Genomic DNA, 11,964 nt, shown 5'->3' on the forward strand with positions numbered 1-11,964 from the left:
CAGCGTTTCTTCCGGCGTAGCGCCACGAACCAGGAAGAACTGCGTGCCGTTGCCCAGGCCGGTGATGTCTCGGATATGCGCTTCCTGCGCGGTGATATCCGCAGGCGGCGCAATCAGCAGATGAATATCGTCGTCATGTCCCAGGCGCCACCAGCCGGGCACGGCCGCCAACAGCAACAGCATGAATACCGGCCAGCCAGCGCGCGAAGCGAGCCGGTGGAAGGCGTGCACGCCGCGCCGTATCGCCGGCGACATCGGCTTTCCGGGTTGCTGCAGCATGGCCGGCAGCAACCAGAACACGCTCAGGCACGCGGCAATCATGCCGACCATGGCGAAGACCGCCATCTGCCGCATTGCCGGGAATGGCACCAAACCGAGCAAGGCATAGCCAAGCAGCGAGGTACCCAGCGCCAGCAGCAGTGCCGCGCGGACCTGCCGTGCGCCGCGTCCCGCGTGCCATTGCGCTCCCGCATTGGCACGCGCGCTGAGGTATTGGATCGAATAATCAACCGCTTCGCCGAGCAGGGCTGCGCCAAACACCAGGGTCAGCAGGTGGATCTGGCCGAACATCAGCAACGTGATCGTCAGGGCTGCCATGACGCCGATCGCGGTTGACAGGAATGCCAGCAGTAATGGGCCTGGTGAGCGAAAGACGCCAATCAGTAGCAACGCGATGCCCACGATGGAGATGAGGCTGACCCGATGCATGTCGCGCTCTGCGCCCGCGCGCGCATCAGCGGCATAGAACAGCGCACCGGCACGCGAGATCTTCACGCCAGGATAGTCGTGACGAAGTGTCGTTTCGGCAGCGGCCAGTGCGGCCAGCACCGGCTGCTGCACGCTATCGTCGTAGGATGAGCCGGCCAGTTCAGCCGTCACCAGCACATAGGTGCGATCATCGCGATGTGCCACTAGCAGGTCGTCTTCTGGAAGCAGCGGCGAGCGGCTCCACGGTTGCTGCTCCAGCCAATGCTGCAACCAGCCGAACGGATCGTCCTGCAGTTTCACGCCCACCCCCGCGAGGAACGGTTCATTCAGGCGGCGCGCCAGCGTTCTGGAGGGGTCGTAACCCGGGGCGCTCACTGCGGTCAGGTCAGCATCGGTGAGTAAATGAAAGCGGTGCTCCAGATACGGGGCAAGCAGCTTGTCCAGGTCGAAGGGAGGCAGCTGCGCTACTACCGTCCCCAGGCCGGGCTTGCCGGTAAGCAACTGGCCTAGCTTGCGCGCGGCAGCCTTGGCAGTGTCGTCATCGGCATCTTCCACCAACAGTACAATGCGATCACCGTTGGCGTGCGCCAGTTGCTCGACGGCCGCTTCAGCCATGGGGTGGCGTTCGGTTGCCGGCAACATCGCCAGCAGATCGGTCTGGATCGGCACTTGCCCGCGCCCGAACAGTAGCCATGCCCCGAGCGTGCCCAGTACCAGTGCCGTCAACGCAAAGGTTATCGCCCGCAGGCGCAGCACCGAGCGCGTCATGGGTTACCGAGCGCGTGTTGTTCCAGCGCACTCAAGGCGCCGGCCTTGCGCGTATCGCTGAATCGGATATGCGTCTGTTCGCCACTGTGCAACGCGATATCGATGCCCTCCAGGAACTGGCCGCCGTTCAACGTGATGGCGGTCAGCACACGCGCCATGCGCGCCTGTTTGGGGGTGAAGCGCAGTGTCCATTGCGTACTCGTGCCCTGTGCATCGACGTTGAACTGGCGTAGTGCCTCATCGGGTTTGCCTGCCAACATGCCTTGCAGCATCTGCGAGACCTGGGCCACGCCACGGTCGCCGTTGCGCACCGTCTGCAACTGACCTTTGTCGTCCACGCGCGCGGTGCGCGAGCCGGTGAGAGCGAGCGTGTCCTGGTAGGGCGCAGTGGTCTGCCACAGCATGCCGTGGCCGATCACGAACAATAGCTTGCCCTGGCTGACCTGCGGGGCGGCCAGCGCGGGGTTCTCGCGCGTCTGCTGAAAATTGGCGCGGACCTGTGGATGGCTGGCCAACTGGTCGAGCACCTGCTTGAGCAAAGCGGGGTCTTGCGCTTGCGCATGCAGCGCACAGGCTGCAATGAGCAGGGTTAACAGGGCGATCAATCGGCGCATGCCTGACTCCTTCGTTTACGCCACAACAGACCCGGTGCGCGAGGCAGCATGCCCAGCAACAAGCGTGTATGCATGGCAGAAATACGCAGGTTATCGCGCAGCATGCGGAAATGGGAAAGCCCATTTTCCGGATAAATCACTCGCGTAGTCAGGTTGCGCACAGGTACGCCGCGCCAGATCAGTCGTACGGCGATCTCGGTGTCGAAATCCATGCGTGCTGGCGGCGCACGACGCCTGATTTCCGCACAGGTGGCCTCCAGCGGATATAACCGGTAGCCGCACATCGAGTCACGCAGCTCCAGCGAAAGCGTTTCGGCCCACACGCAGACATGGGTGACATAGCGTCCATACAGGCGTCCGCGCGGCACGCTATCGTCGTAGATCGGCTGGCCGCAGATCATCGCATCCGGGTGAGCCAGGCTTTCGGCGAGAAAGCGCGGCACGTCAGCGGGATCATGCTGGCCGTCGGCGTCGATCTGCAACGCATGCGTGAAACCAGCGGCCTGGGTTGCGCGCAGGCCTGCCGTGAGCGCGCGCCCCTTGCCCTGGTTGAACGGCAGGCGCAACAGGGTGACCTGAGTATCCTGTGCCGCCAACGCATCGAGAATGTGCCGGGTTGCCTCGTTGCTGCCGTCGTCGACGATCGTCACCGGCAAGCCATGCGATCGCAGCGCCCTTACGGTCGCCGCGATCGTATCCTTGTGGTTGTAGATCGGAATCAACGCGCAGGGACGAAAATCCCGGGCGGTATGTTCACCGCGGGCGGGTACGGCCGCTGCCATCGTGCCGCTCAGCGGTTAAGCAGGGCGCGCACGGTAGCGACTACGTCGCTGACCGTCCGCACGTTCTTGAAATCCTCGGGCTTGATGCGCATGCCGGTCATGTCCTGTACCTGGATCGCCAGATCGACGGCGTCGATGCTATCCAATTCCAGGTCCGTGAACAGGTGCGTGTCAGGTGTGACGCGCGCCGGGTCAATTTCGAAGGTATCGCGCAATACATCCTTGAGCCGAAGCAGGATGTCTTCGTCGCTGATACCGCTAGCCATGATCGTGCTCATAAACTTTCCAGCCTGTCTCTACTCGACCTGTCCTTGTGGTGCGTCCTGGCGGTTGTCACCGGCTGATCGGCCACCAATCCCTGCGGCAATCTTCCGGCGCAACGGCTTCCCCTCGACCGCTCCGGGCCGCCCTGACGCTTCGTATAAGCCCGCTACACGGGCATCCCCCAAGTTATCCCGCCATTTTGTAGGTGAAATCCTACAAATGGATGTTTCTGTGAGGATTTTAACAGACTTCTGGCAGCGTGAAGCGTCTGTGAGGGTAAGAATTTGTGAAGATGCCACTAAGCTAGGAGATGGGAGGATGGATCGTGGGGCGCAAGCTGATGCGGCAGAAGTCAGCTGGGAAGCGCTTCTTTGCACTAAGCAGGCCCTCATGTCGCGCCCGCCAGCCGACTCCCGGCCCGAGCTCCATGGACAAAAAACGCCGGCCCCGAGGGCCGGCGTTGCTTCGTACCCGCAGCAGCAATCCTTATTGCCCGCGCATGCGACCAGCAAAGCGCGGTGCGCCGTTGCCCATGTGCGGCAGTTTGATCTTGCCGATGGAGCTGATGCGCTCCTCGGCCAGGCGATCGGCAGCTTTGTAGGTTGGCACGTTCTCGGTCTTGGAGATTTCGAAGATGCGGCCTAGGTTGTAGTAGATCGTGCGCATCATACGCATGGCACGCTCGCGGTTGTAGCCGTCGATCTCCAGCGACACGTTCATCACGCCACCGGCATTGACGGCATAGTCGGGGGCATACAGCACTCCACGGCGGGTCAGTTCGTCGCCGATGGCGTCAGTCGCCAACTGGTTGTTGGCCGCGCCGCAGATGATCTTGGCCTTGATGCGGTCGATGGTCTGCTCGTTCAGCGTGCCACCCAGAGCGCAGGGCGAGTACACATCCGCGTCGACGTCGTAGATTTCATCCAGGCCGACGGCTTCACAACCGAGCTCATCCACACAGCGCTGCACCGCATCCTTGTTGATGTCGGTAACGAACACCTTGGCGCCCTGTTCACGCAGCAGCTTGATGAACTCGCTGCCCACATGGCCGCAGCCCTGCACGGCGTAGCTGTACTTGCCCACGTCCTCATTGCCGTGCTTGGCCTGCAGCGCGGCCATCAGGCCCTGCAGCGTGCCGAACGCGGTGAAAGGAGAGGGGTCGCCCGAGCCGCCATGCACCTGGTGGACGCCAGTGACATATTCGGTTTCACGGAATACGTATTCCATGTCGTTCACGTCGATACCCACGTCCTCGGCCGTGATGTAGCGGCCATTGAGCGAGTTGACGAAGCGACCGAAGGCGCGGAACAGCGCTTCGGATTTATCCTTGGACGGGTCGCCGATGATCACGGCCTTGCCTCCGCCCAGGTTCAGGCCGGCCACCGCGTTTTTGTACGTCATGCCGCGCGAAAGGCGCAGCACGTCATTGACCGCATCCTGCTCGGTCTTGTACGGCCACATGCGCAGGCCACCCAGTGCCGGTCCCAGCACCGTGTTATGAATCGCGATGATCGCCTTCAAGCCGGCGTCCTGGTTGTGGCAGAAGACAACCTCTTCGTGTCCGGTCTTGGCGATGGTTTCGAAAATCATTGGGACGTAGAACTCCACGGTTTTTCGGTGCCACGGGGATGGCACGCAGGATGGCGGCGAAGGAAGCCGGAGTGGCACCCCCGCCAAGGGTTATGCCTGAAACTCAACGCCCCGGCCGAGGCCAGGGCGAAGAGCTAACCGGATAAGTTTAATACGTCACACGACCGCGTGCTTTCGCGGCGCAGCAAGGATGCCTTCATCCGGAATCGGCAGGAGAGGCATCCTTGGCTTCGGCATACCCGGTGGTCAGCCTGTGACCCACACGCCTTCACGGAAGTGCCAGCCCCCCGGGCCACGCTCCCAGTGCGGGTGCACATAGTGATAACCAGGACGCAGCGGCTCCCAGTGGCCAGGCACGGCCACATAGGTGCGGCCATCCCAGCGCCAATAGCCATGCGCCCATACATAGCCGCTGCGGGGGCCGGGAACCACCTCTACCACGCGTTCCGGCGGGGGTTGTGGTGCAACCACCTCGACGTATTCGCGGCGCACGGGCTGCTCCTCAACCACGACCTCGCGCGGGGGGGGGCGATGGTGGGGTTGCTCGACCACGCAGCCGGACACAAGAAGGATCATCGCGCCAAGCGCGAAAGGACGAATTGTCATGGGAACTCCCCGGGTTGGATGTGGCCGGTATTCAAACCGGCGCTGCTTGCGCCAACTTGACTCGAAGGCGACGTAATTTTCTGCGTGTGAGTCACGCATGCTGGGACGGGGCGCCGATGTGAGCCGGCACCCCGGGGAAGTTTCAACGTCCCCAGCCGCCGTCGTAATAACGCCAGCCGTTGCCGTAGTGCACCCAGCGCGCAGGGCGATAGACATAGCCGGGGCGCACACGCTCCCAATGTCCCCCGATCCACACATGACCGGCGCCTGGGCCGCGCCAGGCCCAATGTCCAGGCGCCCAGACCCAGCCGGCGCGGGGCGGTGGCACGACTTCGTAACGCGGCGGCGGCGGGGCGACGCCAACCACGACCACTTCGCGGGCTGCGACCGGGGGAACGTAGGCAACAGCGCCAAGGGCCAGCCCCAGGCTGGCGACCACGGCGAGCTTGCGAATAAGCGAATTCATGAACATCTCCTCGAAGTTTCACGGGATGACCGCATGCGTTGCGCGGTAGGCAGGAGAACGAGGGCCTGTGCTCGATGTTGACCCAGCCTGGCAGGCTCGTTCAGGTTCGAGCCGGAAGATTTCACGCTTTCGTTCAGGCATAAAAGAACGAACGATCGTGCTATTTTATGGGCATGACGAGTTTTATGACCACTCCCAAGCGCGCCGCGACCCGCGAGACCATCCTTGACCATGCCTATGCGCTTGCCCGACGGGAAGGCCTGGAAGGCCTGTCCATTGGTGCGCTGGCGCAGGATGTGGGCATGTCCAAGAGCGGTGTATTCGCTCACTTTGGCGCACGCGAGGAACTGCAACTGGCGCTGATGCAATCGGTGCAGAAGCGCTTCGTCGATCTCGTATTGCGCCCGGCGTTGCGGCAACCGCGTGGCATCTCACGCTTGCGCGCCATGATCGATCACTGGCACGAGTGGGTGCGCGAGCACCAGAGCGGTTGCGTGCTGTTGACTGCCGTGGGCGAATATGACGGCCGCAGCGGTCCACTGCGCGATGCCATGCAGGCGCAGCAGGTCGGTTGGCGCAACGAACTGCGGCGTGCCGTTGAACAGGCGAGGGCCTTGGGCGAAGTGGATTCCCGGGCCGAGGCCGATCAGTTCGCCTTCGAAATCTATGCGGTAATGCTGGGCCTGCATCATGACGCCAGCCTGTTCGGTTTCGAGCAGGCGAGCGGTCGCGCGCGCGCGGCCATCGATCGTCTTTTGAGCAGTTACCGGATCTGAAATAAGGAGTTCGGCCATGGTCAAGACGATTCATGCTCGCATTACGCCCTCGATGAAGTTCAAGCTCAGCGTCGTCCGGGCCGGTTTTGCTATTGGAGGGCGCGTCATTCCCAAGCGCACAATACGTAGCGCCGCACGCCTGTTTTCCACGCCATTGGCCAGCAGTCGCGCACGGGCTCGGGCGGCCGCCCCGGATGCCTCGATGCGGCGCGAAAGCCTGCGCGTCGCTGATCGCGACATCGCCTCGTATGTGTGGGGTGATCCGTCAGCGCAGCCATATGCTTTGCTGGTGCATGGCTGGTCCAGTTTTGGCTTGCGTTACCTGCCCTGGATTGGGCGCTTGCGTGAATTGGGCTATGCGGTGGTGAGTTTCGACCAGCCAGGGCACGGTCACAGTGGTGGCAAGTTCTGCACCTTGCCGGACTTCATCGGCACGATTCGTGCCGTGGGCCAGCACTACGGCAGGCCTGCCCTGGCGGTCGGGCATTCATTGGGTGGCGCGGCCCTGGCGTTGTCTCAGGATGAATGCTGGTACGCCGATCGCCTGATCCTGGTGGCACCAGCCGCAGACGTGGTTGATGCCACCACGCGTTTCTTTCGCATGGTGCGATTGGGTCTGCATTTGCACCGGCCGTTCCTGGGGCTGCTCGAACGCCGCACGGGTGTTCCCGTCAGCGATTTGCAGGTGCATGAACATTTGCCCAGGCTCGGCCAGCCCGGCTTGATCATTCATGATCTGGACGATGCCGACGTACCGTGGAGCGAGGGCGAGCGTTATGCGCGCCACTGGCACCACGCGCGACTGTTGACCACCGAAGGCCTGGGTCATCACCGTGTGCTTGACGCCCCGGAAGTGATCGATGCCTCGCTCTCGTTCATTCAGGGCGAGCCAGTGGGGCAGCGGGTGGTGTCATCGCCCAATTTGCCGTTCGGCCTCTGAGTGTTCTAGCGCCAGGCAACGTCTGCTGAGGCGAGCCGTGACACCGTGCCTCGCACTCCGCCTCATCCGAATCTTCTCGCGGCCAGGCTGAGGCGGGTTCGCGTGGGAACCACTTCAGTCGCGATGCAAGGCGCGACGAGGTCGCGGCGTGGAGGTTAAGAGCCTTGTGCGATTGCATCGCAGCGGGCATTGCGACTGGAGGGAATCTAAAAAAAACCTCATCGAAGTTGTTATTCCGGCGAACGTCGAAATCTAGCGCCAGTAGCTGCGTCAAAGCCAAGTCACTGGGCCCCGGCCTAAGCATAGGGCGGTTTTTCGAGGTTCCCTGAGATGGCTCCAGCGGGTTATCGCGAACATGAATGGGGACGCGGGTTGAATATGTCGCCTCGGTTCCCCTTTACCTCAACCGCAGCCTGATCAAGACAGTCACTCTACGCGGGGGTGCTCAGCAATTACCTCCTCCTTAGGGGAGTCACGCTCGTCGACGAGCCCACTCGCCGCACCGGCTGCTGCACCGCAGCGTATGACTTATAGCCGCCCCGGTACAATGGAGATCGCTCACAGCAAGACGTTCCTCCGGAGTCCCCATGAGTTCCCCTGCCAAGCACGTTCCCGCCAGCGCCCCGCAGTCCGAGACGACGCCGCTGCGTTTTGTCACCGCCGCCAGCCTGTTCGACGGCCATGACGCCGCGATCAACATCATGCGTCGCATCATCCAGTCACAGGGAGCGGAGGTGATTCATCTCGGTCACAATCGCTCGGTGGAAGATGTCGTGCGTGCCGCCTTGCAGGAAGACGCCGATGCCATTGCGCTGTCCTCATACCAGGGTGGCCACGTCGAGTACTTCAAGTACATGGTGGATATGCTCAAGGAGCGTGGCGCATCACACATCCGCGTATTCGGAGGTGGCGGCGGCACGATCACCCCGGAGGAAATCCGCGAGTTGCAGGCATACGGCGTCGAGCGCATCTACCACCCCAATGATGGCATGAAGCTCGGTCTGACCGAGATGATCGAAGACGTCATGAAGCGTGCAGGCCACGCCGCTACCAAACATGCGCAGGAACAGGCTCCGGTCAAGATCGACGTCAAGGACGAGATCAGCATCGGCCATATGCTCTCGGCCATCGAAGAAGGCCGCCTTGCCGATGGCGAGCTGGCGCACCTGCGCAAGGAATGGGCGCTCGCCGGCAAGAACACCCCCGTGCTCGGCATGACCGGTACGGGTGGCGCGGGTAAATCTTCGGTGGTGGACGAACTGCTGCTGCGCTTTCTGCATGCGTTTGCGCAGATGCGTATTGCGGTGCTCGCGGTCGATCCGACGCGTCGCCGCAGCGGTGGTGCCCTGCTTGGCGATCGCATCCGCATGAACTCGTTACGCAGTCATCGCGTCTACATGCGCTCGATGGCTACGCGTCGCCAGCACGCCGCTACCAACGAAGTGCTGCACGACTGCATCGCCTTTCTCAAGAGTCAGGCCTATGACCTGGTGATCGTGGAAACCGCCGGCATCGGTCAGAGCGACTCGGAGATCGTCGATCTCGTCGACTTCCCCGTCTATGTGATGACCAGCGACTACGGCGCAGCCAGCCAGCTCGAAAAGATCGACATGCTCGACTTCGCCGAGCTGGTGGTGCTGAACAAGTTCGACAAACGCGGCGCCGAAGATGCGCTGCGCGACGTGCGCAAGCAATGGAGGCGAAACCGTACCGCCTTCGCCATGAAAGATGACGAAGTGCCGGTGTATCCGACCATCGCCAGTCAGTTCAATGACCCAGGCGTGACCTGGATGTTCGCCAACCTGTGTCGCCTGATGCGCGACAAGCTGGCATTGCCGTCCGAGCGTTGGGAGCCGACGGTCGATACCTCGCTGAAGGAGCCGCGCGCCACCGTGCTGATTCCAGGTAGTCGTGTGCGTTATCTGGCGGAAATCGCAGAACAGGGGCGTGGCATCAACGCTGGCATCGAGCGCGAAGCCGAGTTTGCGAGCAAGGCTCAGCATTACTACGAATCCCTGAAGGATCTTGGCGACGACACGCTTCCTCGCCCACTGGACGTCTACCCGAGTCAGTCCGCCGGCACACCCTCGGCAGCAGATCGCGCGGTCGACAGCAGCCAGGACGATCGCACCCTCATTCTGTTGCGCCAGCGCTATAACGCCGCCGTCAAGGAGCTGTCCAGCGAAGCCGTTCATCTGCTGCGCGACTGGCCTGCGCTATACAGGTCGGTGACTGATGAAGTCAACGAGTACAAGGTTCGCGACAAGGTGATTCGCGTGGAGAACTATCGCGAATCGCTCAGTCACCAGAAGATTCCCAAGGTCGCGCCGCCCAAGACCAGGGACTGGGGTGATCAGCTGCGGTTTCTGATGCGCGAGAACCTGCCCGGTTACTACCCGTATACCGGAGGCGTATATCCATACCGGCGCACGGGCGAAGACCCCACCCGCATGTTCGCGGGCGAGGGTACACCCGAACGCACCAATCGCCGCTTCCATTACCTGAGCCAGGGGGGTGCGGCCACGCGCTTATCCACGGCCTTCGACTCGGTCACGTTGTATGGCGAAGACCCGGCGCCACGTCCGGACATCTACGGCAAGATTGGCAACTCTGGCGTCAACATCGCCACGCTCGACGACATGAAGAAGCTGTACTCGGGGTTCGACCTGAGCGCGCCTTCCAGTTCTGTGTCGATGACCATCAATGGCCCGGCACCGATCATCCTGGCGATGTTCATGAATACCGCCATCGACCAGAATGTGGAGAAGTATCTCAAGGGCGATCCGCAACGTTGGAATGCCGCGCAGAAGCGCATCGCCGAGCTATGCCCCCATGGACAGCCCCGCTATTCCGGTGACCTGCCCAAGGGCAACGACGGCCTGGGGCTTGGTCTGCTGGGTGTCACTGGTGACCAGTTGATCGACAACGAGACGTACGCGCGCATCAAGGAAGAAACCTTGCAGACCGTGCGTGGCACCGTGCAGGCGGATATCCTCAAGGAGGATCAGGCGCAGAACACCTGCATCTTCTCCACGGAGTTCGCGCTGCGCATGATGGGCGATATCCAGCAATACTTCGTCGATCACAAGGTTCGCAACTTCTATTCGGTATCGATCTCCGGCTATCACATTGCCGAAGCCGGCGCGAACCCGATCAGCCAGCTCGCCTTCACTCTGAGCAACGGCTTTACCATCGTCGAATACTATCTTGCGCGTGGCATGCATATCGATGACTTCGCGCCCAACCTGTCGTTCTTCTTCTCCAACGGCATGGACCCGGAATACACGGTGATCGGCCGGGTGGCCCGCCGCATCTGGGCTCGCGCCATGCGTGAGCGCTACGGTGCCAGTGCGCGCAGCCAGATGATGAAGTACCACATCCAGACTTCCGGTCGTTCGCTGCATGCGCAGGAAATCCAGTTCAACGACATTCGCACCACGTTGCAGGCTCTGTATGCCTTGTTCGACAACTGCAACAGCCTGCACACCAATGCGTACGATGAGGCGATCACCACGCCGACCGAAGAAAGCGTGCGTCGCGCGGTAGCTATCCAGCTCATCATCAATCGCGAGCTGGGCCTGAACTTCAACGAGAATCCCTGGCAGGGCAGTTATGTCGTGGATACTCTGACCGACCTGGTCGAAGAGGCGGTATACAAGGAATTCGAGGCCATCAGTGAACGTGGTGGCGTCCTGGGTGCAATGGACACGATGTACCAGCGCGGCAAGATCCAGGAAGAATCCATGTACTACGAGCAGAAGAAGCACGACGGCAGCCTGCCACTGATCGGCGTCAACACCTTCCTGCCCAAGGATCATGGCGGCGAGATCGCCACCGAGATCGAACTGATTCGTTCCACCGAGGAAGAAAAGGCTCAGCAGATCGACAACGTGCAGGCCTTCGGCAGGGCTCGCAACGCCCTGTCTGCTCACAGCCTGAATATGCTGCAAGATACCGCTCGTGAACGTCGCAACGTATTTGAGCAGTTGGTGGAGGCGGTCAAGTACAACTCATTGGGACAGATCAGCCACGCGTTGTATGACGTGGGTGGCGAATATCGACGCAATATGTGATTTCGAAGAAGGGCGCTTCGGCGCCCTTTTTTGTAAAGGCATGGGCACCCGGTTCGGGGACGGTGGATCATGGTCAGCTACTGGCATTGCGTCGCGCTCCACGGCATATAGGGCGGTTCACGGAGAAGCATGGCAAGTGCCTTTTCAGTCCGCCCAGTCTGGACGACGCGATGGATTGCATCAGCTTGTGCGGTCACGTCCTTAAACTGCGCCGTCCAATCGTCAGGCTCGCGATCGCAGTCCGATGTAGCGATCATTCGCATCAAATAGCACGTCAAAATACAGGAATGGCACGACACCGGCGTTGATGAAGGGCTCGTGCCAGTTCGTCGATTCCAGGGGCTGCACGATGATGGCGCTCGTGTCGTAGGGCTTGC

Annotated in this window: 10 protein-coding genes; 3 read left to right on the forward strand and 7 right to left on the reverse strand. The window is 61.6% G+C overall.

All coding sequences use genetic code 11. The annotated features are described in order from the left end of the window. The 7 genes from VF436_RS13600 to VF436_RS13630 all read right to left on the reverse strand — a co-directional run. Positions 1–1,476, reverse strand: a 1,476-nt coding sequence (locus tag VF436_RS13600; protein ID WP_330904567.1) for an MMPL family transporter, incomplete at its 3' end; no start/stop codon positions are given. Beyond that, positions 1,473–2,090: an outer membrane lipoprotein carrier protein LolA gene (locus tag VF436_RS13605; RefSeq protein ID WP_330904568.1), complete on the reverse strand. Its 618-nt coding sequence runs from the start codon at positions 2,088–2,090 to the stop codon at positions 1,473–1,475. The genes VF436_RS13605 and VF436_RS13600, both read right to left, overlap by 4 nt. After that, complete coding sequence (locus tag VF436_RS13610) at positions 2,078–2,872, reverse strand: glycosyltransferase family 2 protein (RefSeq protein WP_330904569.1); 795 nt, start codon at positions 2,870–2,872, stop codon at positions 2,078–2,080. Before VF436_RS13610 ends, VF436_RS13605 begins: the two co-directional genes overlap by 13 nt. An 8-nt stretch (positions 2,873–2,880) precedes the next feature. Next, the gene (locus tag VF436_RS13615) at positions 2,881–3,150 is read right to left on the reverse strand and encodes an acyl carrier protein (protein WP_330904570.1); all 270 of its coding nucleotides are present in this window, start codon (positions 3,148–3,150) and stop codon (positions 2,881–2,883) included. A gap of 472 nt (positions 3,151–3,622) precedes the next feature. Further along, a complete protein-coding gene (locus tag VF436_RS13620; RefSeq protein ID WP_330904571.1) occupies positions 3,623–4,726 on the reverse strand; it encodes a Glu/Leu/Phe/Val dehydrogenase dimerization domain-containing protein in 1,104 nt (367 codons plus the stop codon). Between the two features lie 246 nt (positions 4,727–4,972). Continuing rightward, positions 4,973–5,332: a YXWGXW repeat-containing protein gene (locus VF436_RS13625; RefSeq protein ID WP_330904572.1), complete on the reverse strand. Its 360-nt coding sequence runs from the start codon at positions 5,330–5,332 to the stop codon at positions 4,973–4,975. Positions 5,333–5,474: 142 nt separating this feature from the next. Beyond that, positions 5,475–5,798 carry a hypothetical protein gene (locus VF436_RS13630; protein WP_330904573.1) on the reverse strand — a complete coding sequence of 108 codons (324 nt, stop codon included), beginning with the start codon at positions 5,796–5,798 and terminating at the stop codon, positions 5,475–5,477. Between the two features lie 185 nt (positions 5,799–5,983). Here VF436_RS13630 and VF436_RS13635 point away from each other — a divergent pair, with 185 nt between their 5' ends. The 3 genes from VF436_RS13635 (at position 5,984) to VF436_RS13645 (ending at position 11,587) form a co-directional block, all read left to right on the forward strand. Next, positions 5,984–6,574 carry a TetR/AcrR family transcriptional regulator gene (locus VF436_RS13635; RefSeq protein WP_330904574.1) on the forward strand — a complete coding sequence of 197 codons (591 nt, stop codon included), beginning with the start codon at positions 5,984–5,986 and terminating at the stop codon, positions 6,572–6,574. Between the two features lie 16 nt (positions 6,575–6,590). Further along, entirely contained in the window at positions 6,591–7,514 is a 924-nt protein-coding gene (locus VF436_RS13640) for an alpha/beta hydrolase (RefSeq protein ID WP_330904575.1), read from the forward strand. A 587-nt stretch (positions 7,515–8,101) separates the two neighbouring features. Further along, positions 8,102–11,587: a methylmalonyl-CoA mutase family protein gene (locus VF436_RS13645; RefSeq protein ID WP_330904576.1), complete on the forward strand. Its 3,486-nt coding sequence runs from the start codon at positions 8,102–8,104 to the stop codon at positions 11,585–11,587. Positions 11,588–11,964: the final 377 nt, after the last annotated feature.

It is taken from the genome of Dyella sp. (genome assembly GCF_036384435.1).
Classification (GTDB): Bacteria; Pseudomonadota; Gammaproteobacteria; order Xanthomonadales; family Rhodanobacteraceae; genus GSA-30.

What these genes read in the sequence shown, in the direction of transcription:
- VF436_RS13605 (WP_330904568.1), bottom strand. Translation starts at nt 2,090, where the DNA reads ATGCGCCGATTGATCGCCCTGTTAACCCTGCTCATTGCAGCCTGTGCG.
- VF436_RS13610 (WP_330904569.1), bottom strand. Translation starts at nt 2,872, where the DNA reads ATGGCAGCGGCCGTACCCGCCCGCGGTGAACATACCGCCCGGGATTTT.
- VF436_RS13615 (WP_330904570.1), bottom strand. Translation starts at nt 3,150, where the DNA reads ATGAGCACGATCATGGCTAGCGGTATCAGCGACGAAGACATCCTGCTT.
- VF436_RS13620 (WP_330904571.1), bottom strand. Translation starts at nt 4,726, where the DNA reads ATGATTTTCGAAACCATCGCCAAGACCGGACACGAAGAGGTTGTCTTC.
- VF436_RS13625 (WP_330904572.1), bottom strand. Translation starts at nt 5,332, where the DNA reads ATGACAATTCGTCCTTTCGCGCTTGGCGCGATGATCCTTCTTGTGTCC.
- VF436_RS13630 (WP_330904573.1), bottom strand. Translation starts at nt 5,798, where the DNA reads ATGAATTCGCTTATTCGCAAGCTCGCCGTGGTCGCCAGCCTGGGGCTG.
- VF436_RS13635 (WP_330904574.1), top strand. Translation starts at nt 5,984, where the DNA reads ATGACCACTCCCAAGCGCGCCGCGACCCGCGAGACCATCCTTGACCAT.
- VF436_RS13640 (WP_330904575.1), top strand. Translation starts at nt 6,591, where the DNA reads ATGGTCAAGACGATTCATGCTCGCATTACGCCCTCGATGAAGTTCAAG.
- VF436_RS13645 (WP_330904576.1), top strand. Translation starts at nt 8,102, where the DNA reads ATGAGTTCCCCTGCCAAGCACGTTCCCGCCAGCGCCCCGCAGTCCGAG.